The sequence below is a fragment of the Kitasatospora cystarginea genome (genome assembly GCF_039533515.1).
Taxonomy (GTDB): domain Bacteria; phylum Actinomycetota; class Actinomycetes; order Streptomycetales; family Streptomycetaceae; genus Kitasatospora; species Kitasatospora cystarginea.
Map to the genome: position 1 here is coordinate 290,746 of NZ_BAAATR010000001.1, position 14,388 is coordinate 305,133.

Annotated in this window: 16 protein-coding genes; all 16 read right to left on the reverse strand. The window is 68.5% G+C overall.

The window, feature by feature from the left end:
- Nucleotides 1-31: 31 nt before the first annotated feature.
- Entirely contained in the window at nt 32-367 is a 336-nt protein-coding gene (locus ABD369_RS01285) for an antibiotic biosynthesis monooxygenase family protein (protein ID WP_344634260.1), read from the reverse strand.
- A 403-nt stretch (nt 368-770) separates the two neighbouring features.
- Complete coding sequence (locus ABD369_RS01290; protein ID WP_344634261.1) at nt 771-1,916, reverse strand: glycosyltransferase family 2 protein; 1,146 nt, start codon at nt 1,914-1,916, stop codon at nt 771-773.
- Entirely contained in the window at nt 1,913-4,480 is a 2,568-nt protein-coding gene (gene lanKC, locus ABD369_RS01295) for a class III lanthionine synthetase LanKC (RefSeq protein WP_344634262.1), read from the reverse strand. Before lanKC ends, ABD369_RS01290 begins: the two co-directional genes overlap by 4 nt.
- A 37-nt stretch (nt 4,481-4,517) precedes the next feature.
- Nucleotides 4,518-6,182: a daptide biosynthesis intramembrane metalloprotease gene (gene mpaP / locus ABD369_RS01300; protein ID WP_344634263.1), complete on the reverse strand. Its 1,665-nt coding sequence runs from the start codon at nt 6,180-6,182 to the stop codon at nt 4,518-4,520.
- Between the two features lie 10 nt (nt 6,183-6,192).
- Complete coding sequence (locus ABD369_RS01305; RefSeq protein WP_344634264.1) at nt 6,193-6,939, reverse strand: ABC transporter permease; 747 nt, start codon at nt 6,937-6,939, stop codon at nt 6,193-6,195.
- Nucleotides 6,932-7,669 carry an ABC transporter ATP-binding protein gene (locus ABD369_RS01310; protein WP_344634265.1) on the reverse strand — a complete coding sequence of 246 codons (738 nt, stop codon included), beginning with the start codon at nt 7,667-7,669 and terminating at the stop codon, nt 6,932-6,934. Before ABD369_RS01310 ends, ABD369_RS01305 begins: the two co-directional genes overlap by 8 nt.
- Complete coding sequence (locus ABD369_RS01315; protein ID WP_344634266.1) at nt 7,666-7,860, reverse strand: hypothetical protein; 195 nt, start codon at nt 7,858-7,860, stop codon at nt 7,666-7,668. Before ABD369_RS01315 ends, ABD369_RS01310 begins: the two co-directional genes overlap by 4 nt.
- A 135-nt stretch (nt 7,861-7,995) precedes the next feature.
- Nucleotides 7,996-8,187 carry a daptide-type RiPP gene (locus ABD369_RS01320; protein ID WP_344634267.1) on the reverse strand — a complete coding sequence of 64 codons (192 nt, stop codon included), beginning with the start codon at nt 8,185-8,187 and terminating at the stop codon, nt 7,996-7,998.
- Nucleotides 8,188-8,329: 142 nt separating this feature from the next.
- Nucleotides 8,330-8,521 (reverse strand): daptide-type RiPP, encoded by a 192-nt coding sequence (locus tag ABD369_RS01325; protein WP_344634268.1) that lies wholly within the window; start codon nt 8,519-8,521, stop codon nt 8,330-8,332.
- 62 nt (nt 8,522-8,583) lie between these two features.
- On the reverse strand, nt 8,584-8,769 hold the full coding sequence (locus ABD369_RS01330) for a daptide-type RiPP (RefSeq protein WP_344634269.1): 186 nt from the start codon (nt 8,767-8,769) through the stop codon (nt 8,584-8,586).
- A 62-nt stretch (nt 8,770-8,831) separates the two neighbouring features.
- Complete coding sequence (locus tag ABD369_RS01335) at nt 8,832-9,017, reverse strand: daptide-type RiPP (RefSeq protein ID WP_344634269.1); 186 nt, start codon at nt 9,015-9,017, stop codon at nt 8,832-8,834.
- Between the two features lie 104 nt (nt 9,018-9,121).
- Nucleotides 9,122-10,303, reverse strand: coding sequence for a daptide-type RiPP biosynthesis dehydogenase (gene mpaC, locus ABD369_RS01340; protein ID WP_344634270.1), 1,182 nt, complete (start codon nt 10,301-10,303; stop codon nt 9,122-9,124).
- Nucleotides 10,300-11,574, reverse strand: a complete 1,275-nt coding sequence (gene mpaD, locus ABD369_RS01345; RefSeq protein WP_344634271.1) for a daptide-type RiPP biosynthesis aminotransferase — start codon at nt 11,572-11,574, stop codon at nt 10,300-10,302. Before mpaD ends, mpaC begins: the two co-directional genes overlap by 4 nt.
- Complete coding sequence (mpaM, locus tag ABD369_RS01350; protein ID WP_344634272.1) at nt 11,571-12,386, reverse strand: daptide-type RiPP biosynthesis methyltransferase; 816 nt, start codon at nt 12,384-12,386, stop codon at nt 11,571-11,573. The genes mpaD and mpaM overlap by 4 nt, the downstream gene beginning before the upstream one ends.
- Nucleotides 12,383-13,381, reverse strand: a complete 999-nt coding sequence (mpaB, locus tag ABD369_RS01355; protein WP_344634273.1) for a daptide biosynthesis RiPP recognition protein — start codon at nt 13,379-13,381, stop codon at nt 12,383-12,385. The genes mpaM and mpaB overlap by 4 nt, the downstream gene beginning before the upstream one ends.
- Complete coding sequence (locus ABD369_RS01360; RefSeq protein WP_344634274.1) at nt 13,378-14,241, reverse strand: LLM class flavin-dependent oxidoreductase; 864 nt, start codon at nt 14,239-14,241, stop codon at nt 13,378-13,380. The genes mpaB and ABD369_RS01360 overlap by 4 nt, the downstream gene beginning before the upstream one ends.
- Nucleotides 14,242-14,388: the final 147 nt, after the last annotated feature.

Consider the following 14,388-nt stretch of genomic DNA (forward strand, 5'->3'; position numbering starts at 1 on the left):
CGCCCGCTGCCAAGAGTGCGGGCCGATGGGACTACTTCTTCGGCCCGGCCGACTGCACGACCTCGAAGGACCACAGCGTGGAGTCGCTCGCCGCCGGGCGCTTGGGCGCCTCGCCGCCCTCCGCCGCCGGCCCCTGGCGGTGCGCCGCCTGCATCGGCCCCTCCATCCACGCCTTGAAGTGCTCCTCGCTCTCCCAGCGCGTGTAGACGAGGTACTTGTCGGTCCCCTCGACCGGACGCAGCAGCTCGAACCACTCGAAGCCGTCCGAGTTCTCCACCGCACCGGCCCGCGAGGCGAACCGCTTCTCCAGCGTATCCCGCATCTCCTCGGGCACGGTCAGCACATTGATCTTCACCACGCTGGGCATATGACACCTCTCATCGCTGGGCCCGCTACCGGGCGTCCAGTCTCGACCATGTGGGAGCAGTCTCCTACATACGACAGCCCGCGAAGCGAGGACGACTCTCAGGCTTCGGCGGCTGCCCGTGGTGGTCGGTGCGGGCGGCTTCCTGTCGCTCCCGGGCCGGAACGCCGCTCTTCTCGCCCGCCGGCTCGGCTCGGGCAACCATCGTGACCGTGGAGGTGTACGCGAGCAGCGCAGCCGAAGCCCGACGACGCCTTGCCCGTGCGGGCCACGCTCCGCTTCCGGTCATGAAGGCAGGGCCTCTTGGTAGCTCGTGGGTGCGAATCCATACGAGTGGAACTGGCCGCAACCGAACCCTGGTTGGGACACGTACGTGAAGTCCTTCGCAGGTGTCGGCGCGGCCAGGTCAACCGTTCGTGAGGTCATGGGGCCGGTCCCCAGCCCCACGGTGCCTCTGCTTCGGCACGGACGAGCCGACCCCGTCGACGTGGCGGGAGGTAACCTCTTGCGCCAGTTGATCGATGAGAGCGAACTGGCGAGCCTGGACGACACGGACCAATCGGCTGATGCGGTCGGCGTGTTCCTCCGTGGTGCACCAGAGCACCTGGGAGACCTCGAAGAGTCCTTCGCGGTGCGTCACCACCAGATCAGGCCGGGAGAGGTCGACGGTGCGACCTTCTTCGCTGCTGCTCTCCCGGGTGATCTGCGCGGCCAGGGATCCGGCGAAGCCGCGCGGCACGACGAGTCCGCCGGTGGCCTCCATGCGGTCGTACCACTCGAGGGTGTCGGCGAGGCGTGCGGCCCGGAAGGCCATGACGTGCGTCCTTCGCTGCAGTTCCTGCTGGAGGGCCTGAGCGTGCTGAGGCACCTCGAAGGCCGCCAGTGTGAGGCGCCGTCTGCGCAGCATGCGGTAGCGGCGGGTGCCGACGTCGTCGAGAAGCGAAGCGGTACGGTCGGGCATGGTGGTGAAGCGGTGTCCGGCGTCGCTGAGTCGCAGCCACAGATCCCAGTCCTCGAGGCCGTGGCCGTCGCGCCAGCCGCCGACCTGGTCGAGGAGCGCGCGGCGGTGGGCGACTCGGGACGGTTCGAACATCGCGCTGAGAAGCTGGGTCTCTGGATGCCAGCACAGGGCCGTGACGTCGGTCCGGGAGGTCTCCCGGCCGGCGCGGTCGAGGCGGACGCAGCCGGTGGCGACGAGTTCGGCTCCGTCGGTGAATGCGCTGAGCAGCACCTCCAGGTGATCATCACGCCACTGGTCGTCGTGGTCCAGGTAGGCGATGCAGGCGCCCTCGGCGGCAGCCGCTCCCGTGTTGCGCGGACCGCTCGGATGGCCGTGCCGCCGGGTACGGATGAGGCGGATCCTGGGGTCGTCCGCGGCGCAGCGCGTCACCCACGTGTCGGTGTCGTCGCTGCTGGCGTCGGAGACCACCAGCAGCTCCCAGTCGGGGAAGGTCTGGCGCTGCACGGAGGCGATCGTGTCCGTGATGGCTCGGGAGCGGTTGTAGGTCGGGCAGATGACGGAGAACGTCGGCTTCCGGTGGGCGCGGTTCATCGACGGCCCGCCGGGACCACTCGATCGTTCCCCAGGAACGGCAGGGTGGCGGTCCCGTCGCCCAGCGCGGCGTCGAGGGCCAGGAGCACTCCGGCGGATCCGGTGCCGAAGTCGGTGGAGAGACGAAGGGAATGTTCTCCGAGGAAGGCCGTGTGCGGCCCGGTTCGCACGGCGTGCCAGTCGAAGGCGGCGAGGTGGCGGCGCATGGCCTCGGTGTCCTCCGCCGTGCCGCGGCACAGCTGCCGCAGGGCCGCCACGACGCCGGCCCGGCCGGTGAACAGGCCGACCCGGGGGTGGAACTCCCTGGTCAGGGCGGAGTGGCTGTGTTCCAGCGCCTGCGCGAGATGGGGGTCCGGATCGGACAGGTGTGGCAGCAGCTGTGCCGCTACGACAGCCGGGCCTGCGCTGCCGGCGCGCAGGTACGGGATGCGCCACCGCGCCTTGGGCCGTTCATCGGGTTCGCCTGCCGCGAGGCCCAGTTCGGCGAAGTCGTGGCGGAGGGCGTCGGCGGCGGCCGGCAGCAGGGAACGGTCGCCGGTCGCCTCGGCCAGGCGCAGCAGGAAGAGTGCGCCACCTGAACGTCCGTGCAGCAGCCCGGGCGGCAGTGTTCCGGTACTCTCGGCCATCTGCTCGCCGAGGGCCTGGGCGTGGACCAGCAGTTCCTTCGCGCCGGTGCACTCGGCGACGTGCAGGAGGGCCAGTCCGATGCCGGGCCGTCCGGAGAACAGGGTGTCGTCCAGGTCGTCCGGCGCGGACCCGATCGCGCGGTCCAGGAGTTCCCGGGCGTGGTCGGTGCGGCCGAGCCGGTGCAGGGCGAACGCGATGCCCGTGAGGCCGTCGTAGAAGCCGGGGCGTGGTTCGGCCAGGGCGTGTGCGGCGTTGTCCAGCCAGCGGATGTGGGCATCCGGGATGTCGGCTCCGGTCTCGGCCAGGGCCCACAGCACTCCGGCCGCACCGTAGGCGAAGGCTGCTCCGCCGCCCGGGGTGGTGAACTGCTCGATGTCCCCGGGGAAGAGCCGGTCGATGCGGTCGGGGGTCGCACTGCCCAGGATGCTGTCAGTGATCGTGCCCCGTAGCGTGGGCCAGGTCTCCGGGGAGAGCTCCGAGAGTACCGGGAATGCCGGCAGCGCCCGCTCCGTACCGTGCGGTCCGGCTTCCTGACCGAAGCCGAGATCGCGGCGGACCTGGTGCGCGAAGTCGTCGGGGACCGGGAACCGGGCTGTGATCAGGGCGAGGAGCTGGTCCAGCTTCTGCGGTGCGTGGTCGAGCAGGGTGGTCATCGGCGCGAAGAGGGCTATTCGGAGGCAGCCCAGGGCGTAGCGGTCCAGTGCCGCGCCGCGGTAGTGGTTCGGGGCACGGAAGCCGGGGGCGCCGATGACCTGGGGCGACGCGGCCGTGATTGGAGTCGCGGTTTCCAGGTCGATGAACGCGATGGTGCCGTCGGGCCGGACGAGGACGTTCCCCGGGTGCAGGTCGCCGAACACCACACCTCGGTTGTGCATGGCATCGATGGTCCGTTGCGTCTGCGCGAGGATGTCGAGCGCCCAGGTGGTGTAGGGACCGGTCTCCTGGTCCGGCATGCCCTCCACCCATGGATTGGCCGGGCCGCCGCCACCGCGACTCAGCGGGGCTCCGTCGACGAGTTCACGCATGAGGTAGTAGTGCTCGTGGCCCTTGCGGTAGTCGATCAGTTCCGGGACGGCCGGGATGCCGGCCAGCGTCTGCAGTGCCCAGCGCTCCTGCTCCAGGCGGGTGACCGCGTCCGTCCCCTCGGCATCCAGGCCGGCGAGGGGCCGGGCTTCCTTGACGATGACGGTACGGCCGGTCGCCAGTTCCGTCGCTTCGTACACTCCACCGCCGTTGGAGAAGTGCAGGGCCTTGCGCACGGTGAAGGGCAGGGCGCGGGTGGTGCCGGCGCTGCGGGCGACCACGGCTTCGTCGAGAATTTCGGGCAGGGTCACCCAGGCTGGCGGGTGGAAGCCGGGGCCGCGTCTGTCGGGGACCAGGCGGCCGTTCGGATCCTCGATGCAGGGGATCTGCCTGCCGCGTGCGTCGCTGATGGAGCGCAGGACGAAACCGCCGTAACGTACGTACAGAGGACCGTTGCGCCAGCGCAGGTCGCTGAGGATGTAAGGTCCCGGCTCACCGTCGAGCAGATCGCCGAGTTCGATGAGAGTGGTCGTGAACTGCTGCTCGTCGAGCGGGTAGACGGTGATGAACTTGCCACTGCTGCTGCGGTCGCCGTACTTGCTGTTGCGGCTCTTGAGAACGTGCGGGCTGCGGATGAACTTGAACGGAATGCTCCTGGCCTCGCAGTGGCTGCGGACGACTGCCAGGACCGGTTCGGCCCGGTCCAGTACGGCCGAGACATGGATCTTCCATCCCTGCAGCGGCAGTTGGCACCCGTGGGGGACGTGGAAGGACCAGTGGGGGTTGAGGTCACGTGTCCAGCCGTCGGGAAGCGTTTCACGGGCTGCCGGGTAGTCAGCCGTCACCTGGTCCTGCGACGGGCGATCGAAATAGGGGTTGTCCGGTTGGCAGTACTGCAGGTAGCGAAGGAACACCGTGTGCTTCCAGGGTCGGATCGTGTGATGGAGCGGCTCAGCGCCAGCAGGGCGCCAGATAGGTGTCGTACAGCCAGCCGACCAACGCCCCTCTTCCCAGAGTGAGTTGCGCATTACCCGTTCGGTCGGACGGAGGCTGCGTGACGGCAAGCGTGTAACCGGTGGCGGGCAGCGACAGAGAGGTACTGGCCACGGGTGCGAACGCTGAGAGGGGTGCGGTCGTGGCTGTGCCGTGGTCGGATGTGACGACGGCCTCCCCGGTCGCTGTCTGTCCCATCAACCCGGCCCGGTAAAGGCGTACGGCCGTCCCCGGCCGGATTGCGGAGCGGTCGACCGAGGCCGGCAGAAGGACTTCCACTCGCCCGCCGTCACGAACGACATAGCCGCCGGCCACCGTGTAGGGCATGCGGATGAACAGCATCGCGCAGACCATGGCAGCGGTGAGCAGGGTGACCGACAGGGCGATACGCCACCGGGAGGCGCCGGCCGCGCGGGCTTCGACTGCCGTGCGCGCGGCTCCGCGCACCAGCAGCCACACCAGGTACCCCAGTCCGCACACCATCAGAACGGCGCCGACAACGCCCATTCGTTGAAGGAGCGGGGCGAAGTTGCCGATCGCCGGGATCACGATGAACAAGGGGGCGGCCATGCAGGCGAGGCCGAAAGCGATGGCCCACTGCAGCTGCGGCAGTTCCGGCTTGTAGCGGCCGCCGTAGAGGATTCGTGCGATCCAGTGGCGGGCGTCGGCCATCGCCCAGTTGCGCAGGTGCGGGATGTCCAGGTGGCTCATCAGGGCCAGGTAGCCGTCCAACCGGACCACCGGCAGCAGGTTGACCGTTCCGGCGATGTAGCACGCCACGGCGAACAGCAGCAGACCGTCCTGCCAAGGGCCTCGGGACGGGATGAGCGCGGCCAGCGCCGCGGAGCCGGCGATGACCCACTGGGTGGCGATACCGGCCAGCGAGACCCGGACACGCTGCTCGTTGCGGGACAGCCGCCAGCCGTCGGAGACGTCGCAGAAGAAGGCGGGCGAGAGGTAGAACAGCATGACACCCATGCGGCTCGGCCGTCCGCCGTAGTAGGCGAGGACCGCCCCGTGGGCGAGCTCGTGCAGTGCGCTGGCGACGAGCATGGCCACGATGACGCCGCCGTACACGTTCAGCGACAGCGGCCGTCCGAGTACCTCGGACAGTTCCGGGCCGAGCCCCGCAAGAGCCAACAGGCCGCCGGCGGCGAGGAACGCGCCGATGATGCCCCACCGCTTCAGCCCCAGGAGGGCCATGGCAGGCAGTGCGCGCGAAAGCAGCCGCTGCGGATGCGCAACGGTCAGCTGCACGGTCAACGGCGGTACGACCTTCACGCGGGGGACCCGCAGAGGCCGTTTGCGCCTGGTGGCGGCACCGTCGTGGAACACCTTGGCCGTGACCAGTTTGCGCACAGCCGTGTCCACCACGGCGGCCGTCCAGTTGGCGCCGAGGGCGGCAGCCAGTGCCTCGTGTCCCTTGGTACCGTCGGCGGCCGCGACGAGCCGTGCCAGGTCGGCGCCCACCCGCAGGTACTGCTCGCCGCGTTGGATGATCCACGGCGCGTCCGTGCTGATCGGCGGATGGACCAGAACGCCGTCCGAGCGCCGGGGGTGGGTGATGTACTCGCTGTCGGTGCCGCTGCTCTCTTGCGACGCAACAGCCGTATCACTGGTCAAGACCTCTCCCTCATGTCACATCACGGGAGGTGAACAACCGGCGCCCCACCAGGACGGTCACGACGATCCAGGCCAGGATCACACCGCCGGCGGCCGGCGCCGGCAGGAGACCGTGGACGGTGGTGTCGTGCGACAGCCCGCTCATCGCCTCGAAGAAGAGGAACCGGCCGACCCCGGGCACCATCGTGATGACCAGATGCTCCAGGGTGGTTCCCAGCAACAGGACGAGGATCATGGCGCCGACCTGGTGACGGATCACCCACCCCATGGCCGCGCCCCACAGGGAGGCCGCGATGCTGCAGACGAAGAGGCCGATCAGCGTCAGCACACTCTGCTGGTCCCAGACGAGGGTATGTCCCTTGCTGGACATGAAGACGACCGCGCAGACGGCGCTCAGCACGACGGTCGCCGTTCCGAAGAGCGCGCCGAGCGCGGCGACGGCCAGCGTCTTGGCCGTGAACAGGCGGTCACGGCCCCCTGCCAGCAGAACGGAGCGGGTGATGCTGCCCGCGCTGAACTCTCGGGTCACAAGTGCGGCGCCGAGCGCTGCGGTGAACACCAGCATGGAAAGCGGTGCTTGGAGCAGGTCATGGCTGACGGCCGCCTCGGTGGTCCTGCCCTCGGCCAGCGCCTTGTCTCCCGCCGTGGCGAAGCCGTATGCACCCAGGACGCTGAAGAGGGAACCGACCAGAACCATGATCAGCCAGAGTTTGCCGCTGAACGACTTCATCCATTCGGCAACGAACGCATCACGCATGGGTCTGGCTCCTGGAGGGATCGCCGACGAGTTCGAAGAAACAGTCCTCGAGCCTCCGGGTGCCGCCGCCGGTGAGCTCGTCGAGCGAGCCGCAGTACCGCAGTGTCTGCTGGATGACGACGATGTCGTCAACGGTCTGTTCCACCTCTGCCATCAGATGGCTGGACAGCAGGATGGTGCGGCCTTCTCCCGCCAGCCGCCGCAGTGTGGTTCGCAGCCAGCGGATGCCGTCGGGATCCAGGCCGTTCGCCGGCTCGTCCAGCACCAGCAGCTCGGGATCGGCCAGGAGCGCGGTGGCCAGGTTGAGCCGTTGGCGCATGCCGAGGGAGTAGCCCTTGACCTTGCGGTCGGCCGCATCGTCGAGCCCCACCTCGTGAAGCACTTCGTCCACGCGGGCGGCCGGCAGCCCCAGCGTCTTGGCCCAGATCTTCAGATCGCGCCGGCCGGAGGTGCCGGGTGTGGGCCCGACACCCTCCATGCTGACACCCACCCGGTGCGAGGCACGGGGCAGTTCGGCATAGGGGCGACCGAAAACGGCAGCGGTTCCGGAGGAGGGCCGGGTCAGCCCGAGCAGCATTCGCAGGGTCGTGGTCTTGCCTGCACCGTTGCGGCCCAACAGGCCGACGATGCGACCGGGTCGGACACGAAAGGTCAGGTCCTCGACGGCCGTCACCTCGCCGTAGCGTTTGGCCAGGTTCTCAACCGCCACAACCGCGTCGGTGGCACTCATCGGCGTGCCCGGCCGCGCGTCGCCTTGGCCAGTCCGAGTACTTCACCGATCACGAAGACCGCAGTGATGGCGACCAGAGCCAGGGTCCGAGTGCTGCCCTCGGTGCTGTTGAACACCGCGGGGATGGCGACACAGTAGAAGACGAGGCCGATGCCCATGAATACGGCTGTCGAGGGTTTCCGCTGGTTCATTTCCGTTCCATTTCCTATTTGGGCATGCCCACAGGGGATGGCCCGCTGCCCCGGAACTGGCTGCAGCGGGTCCGGAGGGCGCCGGGACACAGGACGCGGTCCGATGTGTCCCGGCACCCTCCGGCAGCGGGGCTGTCAGGTGATGACCACGCTGGCGGCGGCCAGGCTCACGTAGGCGCCGACGCCGATGCCACTGAGCGTGACGCCGACCGAGAAGCCGCCCCAGAAGTCGGGGGCCTCCAGGCCCTCCAGCTCCTGCATGTCGAGCTCCAACTCCTGCATGCCCACCTCCAGCTCCAGGCTGGAGGCAACGTTGGTAGTCTGCATGCGGTCCCTCCTCTCTGATGGTTCTTTGGGTGTCGGACTGGTCGGACCGTTGCGGGACGTCGCATGTCCGGCAACGGATCCGGAGGTGCCGGGCCACAGGGACGGATCCGCTGCGTCCCGGCACCCTCCGGCAGCGGGGCCGTCAGGTGATGACCACGCTGGCGGCGGCCAGGCTCACGTAGGCGCCGACGCCGACGCCGCTGATCGTGACGCCGACCGAGAAGCCGCCCCAGAAGTCGGGGGCCTCCAGGCCCTCCAGCTCCTGCATGTCGAGCTCCAGCTCCTGCATGCCCACCTCCAGCTCCACGCTGGAGGCAACGTTGGTGTTCCGCATCTCTTCTCCTCCTTTCCGAAACTACAGGGCGAATATGACTTGGAGTCAGATATTCGCCAAGATCAGGTGACGGATACCAGCGAGGCCGCGACGTACGAGACGAGCGACGTCACGGAGATGCCGGCGCTGACACCGGCGAACGTGCTCCAGAAGTCGGGCACGTCCATGCCCTCGAGCTCCTGCATATCCAGTTCCAGGTCCTGCATGCCGAGCTCCAGCTCCAGCGAGCTGTTGATGTTCTCCTGCATCGTGTTTCCCTCCTCTCGGGACGAGGATGCTTCGGTGACGATCAGCCGGGTATCCGGTGGCCTCAGGTGACGGATACCAGCGAGGCCGCGACGTACGAGACGAGCGACGTCACGGAGATGCCGGCGCTGACGCCCGCGAACGTGCTCCAGAAGTCGGGCACGTCCATGCCCTCGAGCTCCTGCATGTCCAGTTCCAGGTCCTGCATGCCGAGCTCCAGCTCCAGCGAGCTGTTGATGTTCTCCTGCATTGTGTTTCCTCCTCTCCGACAGTCAGAGATGGTCGGGGTCGTCCGGTCCACGTCCGCACGCAGTCATGGACCGGAAGCTTTGGTGGAACGCTGCTCCGGGCTGCTCAGTGCGCCTTGGGCCCGGATGTGCGTACGGCGTCCCCGAGCACTGCCCGGATGTCGCCCAGCGTCAGGTCGCCCAAGGCAGGCAGTCCTGCTCCCCAGGCGCGGACCGTGCGCCGCGCGATCGCGTCCAGGTCGGCGGGATGCGCCGTCAGGTGGTGCTCGACGCTCCAGTGCTCCCGCACGGTGGCGATGCCGGCCGACGGCTCGATGGGCAGCGGCCGGGGGGCGGCGGAACACAGTCCCTTCCACAGGCGTTCGAGCCGTTCGGCCGAGCCCAGCCGGTGATCACCTGCGGCAATGCGGTCGAACAGCGACGGCAGCAGGGCTGCAACGGCCGTCATCTTGCGGACGCCGAGAGCTGTGGACAACTCGTTGGCGACGTACCAGCCCCGCACGGCGAACGGCTCGCGATCCAGGAGCAGGCAGTCACTGTGCGTGAGGGCGCTGAGTCGGGCAACTGCTCCGCGTACCTCGTCGTCCGCGCCGTCGCTGACGGCCTGGTAGCCCAGGACGAGGAGTCGGGTGGCGACCGTCAGGGCGAGGGCGTCCTCGACCGGACGGTCCCGCAGATCGCCCGCGTAGACCCCGGCCACCCGGAACAGCGCCTCCAGCACCCCTTCGACGACGAGTTCGGCCGGCAGCGTGGCCGTGGCCAGCGGATCGAGGACGGCCAGTTCAGGGATCAGCGAACGTCCTGCCACCAGCCGCTTGCCCTGCGGAGTGTGCAGACAGGCGACGCGGCTGACCTCGGAGCCGGTGCCGAGGGTGGTGGGAACGGCGAGCAGCGGAAGGCGTCGTTGGGGCTGCCAGGGCAGCAGGAGCAGCCCGCTGCGCTGCGGCGTGGTCAGTCGGGGAAGCGCATCGGGATCGCCTGCCAGCACGGTCGCCAGCTTCGCCTGGTCCAGGAGGCTCCCGCCGCCGACGGCTGCGACCAGTCGTCCGGGGCCGCGTCGCAGGCGTTCGGCGAGCCGGACGACGGAGTCCAGATCGCCAGGTCCGTCGAGGGCGATGACCTCGTGGACCGGAAGTGCCGCGGCGACCAGCGCGGTGATCCCGCTGTCAGTGAGGCTGGAGTCCACGAGCAGGATGGTGGACATCTCCGGTGTCTGTTGGGCCGCCCAGGAGGTGAACTCGGCGGCGCTGTACAACACCCGGGTGGGCTGCTGCCATCCGTTGGTCACCGCCCGTCCTCCGCCGACGTGCCGGGGGCCGCGAAGAACGCCTCGGCGCCACGAGCGACACAGTCCAGCAGTTCGCCGAGATCGTCGTCGGTGTAGGTGAGGGCGGGGATGAGCTGAACGCCCTCCGGGCCGGGATGGACGATGGCGCCGGCGTCCCGGACGGCTGCCACCAGGTCCGCCACGTTCTGCCTCGGCAGCGGCCTGCCGTCAGGAGTGCTGAAGCGAAGGGAGCGGAAGCAGCCGACGCCGTCGATGCCGGTCAGCAGAGGCAGCCGGTCACTCAGGGACTTCAGCTCCACATCCAGACGGGCGGACAGGTGGTGGCTGAGCGTCTCCACGTCCAGCCGCCGCATCTCCGCCAGTGTGGCCAGGATCGCCGCACAGGTCGTCGAGGTGCCGGCCTGGGTCTCGGCGTGGACGAACACCGTGTCGGCATCGGTGAAGGCCTTGTCGATGTCCCGGGAGACCGCGACTGCGGCAGCGGCGCAGGTGCCGTTGGTCAGAGCCTTGGACATGATCAGAACGTCCGGCTGCTCGGGCCACCGGCTGGAGGCGAAGTAGGGGCCGGTACGGGCGAATCCGGTGGCGACCTCGTCGGCGACGAGCAGGAAACCGTGCTCCCCGCGCAGCCGCAGCAGCTCCGCGAGGAACTCCTCGTCGAGCGGCACCGCTCCGTTGCCCAGCACCGGTTCGACGACCACGGCGGCGATCTGCCCGCCCTGGCGGGCGAACAGCGCGTTCAGCTCGTCGACCGCGTTGGGACTGATGTGGCGGATCAGCCGCTGGTCCACCCCGTACATCCGCTGCCCCATGTCATCGCCGGAGAGCGCGAAGCCGCCGAAGGTGAGGCCGTGGTAGCTCGTCCGAAGACCGACTACCACGGTGCGCTGCACCTCGCCTCGCACGGCGTGCACCTGGCGGGCGAGTTTCATCGCCAGGTCGTTGGCCGCACCGCCGGAGGTGGAGAACAGCACCCGGCCGAAGTGATCGCTGCCGCACAGCTCGACCAGTGCCTGGGCGGCCCGGCGGGCATAGGAGTTCTCGTAGCGGAACACGCTCAGGTACGACGCGTCGCGCGCAGCCCGGGCGATGGCGTCCGCGATCGCCTCATTGCCGTATCCGAGGGCCGTGTTCCACAAACCACTGGACCCGCAGAGCAGTTCGCGGCCGTCCGCGAAACGCACCCGCACTCCCTGGGCCGAGACCGCACACAGGTCGTCACGCCCGTGCATACTCGGAGCGAGCAGAGCGGGCCACAGGACACCGCTCATGCTGCCACCTCCGCCACGAGCAGCACGTCATGGTGGTGGGTGCCGGTCGGAGGCAGGGGCTGCCGGTCGGTCAGAACCAGGCCGGCCTCGTTCATCTCCGCCTCCAGCTGCGCTATCGGAAACACTCCGATCTGCGTGGTGCACACGGTGATCGGAGACTCCGCCGGCCGGAGGGGACGCGGAAAGATCGTGACCGTGCGCACGTCGGCGCCCTTCGTCCAGTGCTCGTACATCCGGTACCGCGTGCCGTCGGGGGCGTCGATGTCCAGGGTGTGTTCGGTGGTGGCGTCTCCGAAGCCCGGCACGTTCACCGCGGTCAGCAGGAACTTCCCGCCGGGCGCGAGGTGACGGCGTACGGATCGGTAGAGGCCGGTTCTGCCGGTGGCGTCCAGCAGCGAGATCGACGTGGCCCCCAGCACGATCGCCCCGAACGGCTGATCCAGATCGAAGTCGCTCATGTCACCGGCGACGACGGTGCAGCGGTCGCGCCGCGTGACCGGCAGGTTCTGGAGGCGCTCCTGCAACAGCCGGATCATGCCCGGCGCCTTTTCAAGAGCGACCAGGTCGCGTCCCAGGGTGAGCAGAGGGAGCGTCAGTCGACCCGAGCCGGCGGCCAGTTCAAGAATGGCGCCCTGTGTCGAGCGTAATTCCCCGACCAGCTCGCGGACTTCGATGGTCTCGCTGCCTGCCATCGCGTGGTAGATCGGTGCACCCACCTCGTCGTACAGGTCATGGAGTTCGGCTCTGTCACCGAGTTCGGCCAGCAGCGCACCGGCCTGGCCGGGAACGGCGGCTCCGAGAGGCGCGTTCACAGGGACACTCCCACTCGCTCGAAGAACTGCTGCACCCGCACGAGCGCAGGCCTTGGAGCGTGTTGAGCCGCCGCATCGACCGATCCCTGGCAGAGGAGCAACTCGGCCAGTTCTCCCGCAGCACGGTTGAGTTCGAACACCCGGGACCCATCGGAGGTGTAGAGATAGGCCGACTCATCGGTCCACAACACCAGGTGCCGGGCCTGCGCCCGCGGGTGATCGCCGACCGAGGTCTCCGGCCGCAGACGTCCGCCGAAGCCGGAGACGCGCGGCCGCAGAACGCCGCGTGCTCGCAGGTTCCGCAGCGCGTCCAGCGCCAGGACGTACTCGCCAAGCCACGGGCGAGCCTCCAGCGCCGCAGCTCGCTGCGTCTCGGGGACCGCGGTGGCGAGTGTGACTGCACAGGGATGCGCGCTGGTGGCGTTCGCCTGCTGCCAGGCGGCATCCAGGTCCTTCAAGCCGACACCCAACGTGCCCAGCGCCGAACCGTACGGCGAGACCGTCACCTTGCCGTCGGTCCGTACGTAGAGCCGATGCCGGGGGCCCGCCCCGTCCAACGGCGCTCCGAGTCCCGGGAGATCTGCGAGCAGCAGCGTCGGGTTCGCCAGGAACTCGGCGAATTCACCCTTCTCGCGAGCGGTGTCGGCATCGGCCAGCCACACTTCGAAATCCGCATCGTCGGCGATGCGGACCAGCGTTGGCCCCATCACGGACACGTACTGGCTGATGCTGTAATTCTGCACCTGGAGATAGAAATCCTCGCCCAGGGAAGCTTCGGAATTGCATGCGCGGAAGGATCCGCCGTAGCCGACCACTCTGCCGCGGGACCCTGCCTGGCCTTCCGGTGCGAAGATGACATGACTTGGGCCATCGGCCTCCGCACCGAGCATCTCCTCCACCTCACGCACATGGGAGGAGTCCTCCAGGACGACAACCCGGCCCGGGCCCGGCCTACCGGTGGCCCAAGCCATCAGGTGCGACATATCCTCGGTCATCGCGTTTCCTCCAAAGCGCTCAGCACGGTGGTGATCGTCTTGACCTGGCGCATCGCCGCCTGCGGCCCGCGAATATTTGCAATGCCGGTCAAATTAATTACCACTTCATCCACGCCGACATCCCAGAAACCCTTGATCTGCCCCACGAGTTCGTCGGTTTCGCCGGCCAGGAATGCGCCCCCCTTGATCAGGGATCGGGCGTTCACCAGAGGGTCGCTGCTGGTGACATCGATTCCGGCGCGCCCCAACATGTCGATGTAGTGCGGGGCGGTCATGTGCGGGCCGTTGCTGGCCAGCGCGATTTCGGCCATGTCCAGATCGGGAACAGGCAGCGCCATTGGCACCATCGCGACCAGTCTGGGAATGGGCCGGCCTGCGGCCTCGGCACCTTCGCGCAGGGCAGGAATCACGGTTTCCCGCAGATAGGATGCAGGCGTCAGCCAGGTGATCGCGGCATCTGCCAGACGGCCGGCGAGCCGTGCCATGCCTGGCCGCAGAACCCCCAGTCCGACCTGGATGTCAGGTGCCGGGGAGGGCGGGAGAGCACCTTTGCAGTGGTAGTACTGGCCCACGAAATCGAGCGCTTCGCCGTGCAGCAGGCGGCGGACGATGGTGACATACTCTTCGGCGGCGGTCAATGGACTGTCATAGGGCGAGCCGCGCATGGCACTCTGCAGGGAACGCCCACCCGGGCCGAATCCGGCGAGGACCGAATGTCCGGTCGCCAACGCCAGCGAACGGGCCTGCATGGCCGCTTCATACGGATGGCGTAATGGCATGAGGCTGACGCCCAGCCCTGTCGGCACGCCGAAACCCGTCCCCGCCGCATGTGCGAATCCCTGGTGGGCCTCGACCGTCAACGACTGACCCTGCCACAGACGGGAAGCCCGGGTCCAGTGCACCAGCGCCGCATATGTAGCTAACTGTTCTGGTCGGCGCGGCACGAACGGAACTAACACCGAAAAGGAGGGCACTGAATTACTCCGAGCATGAATTAATCGCCTACT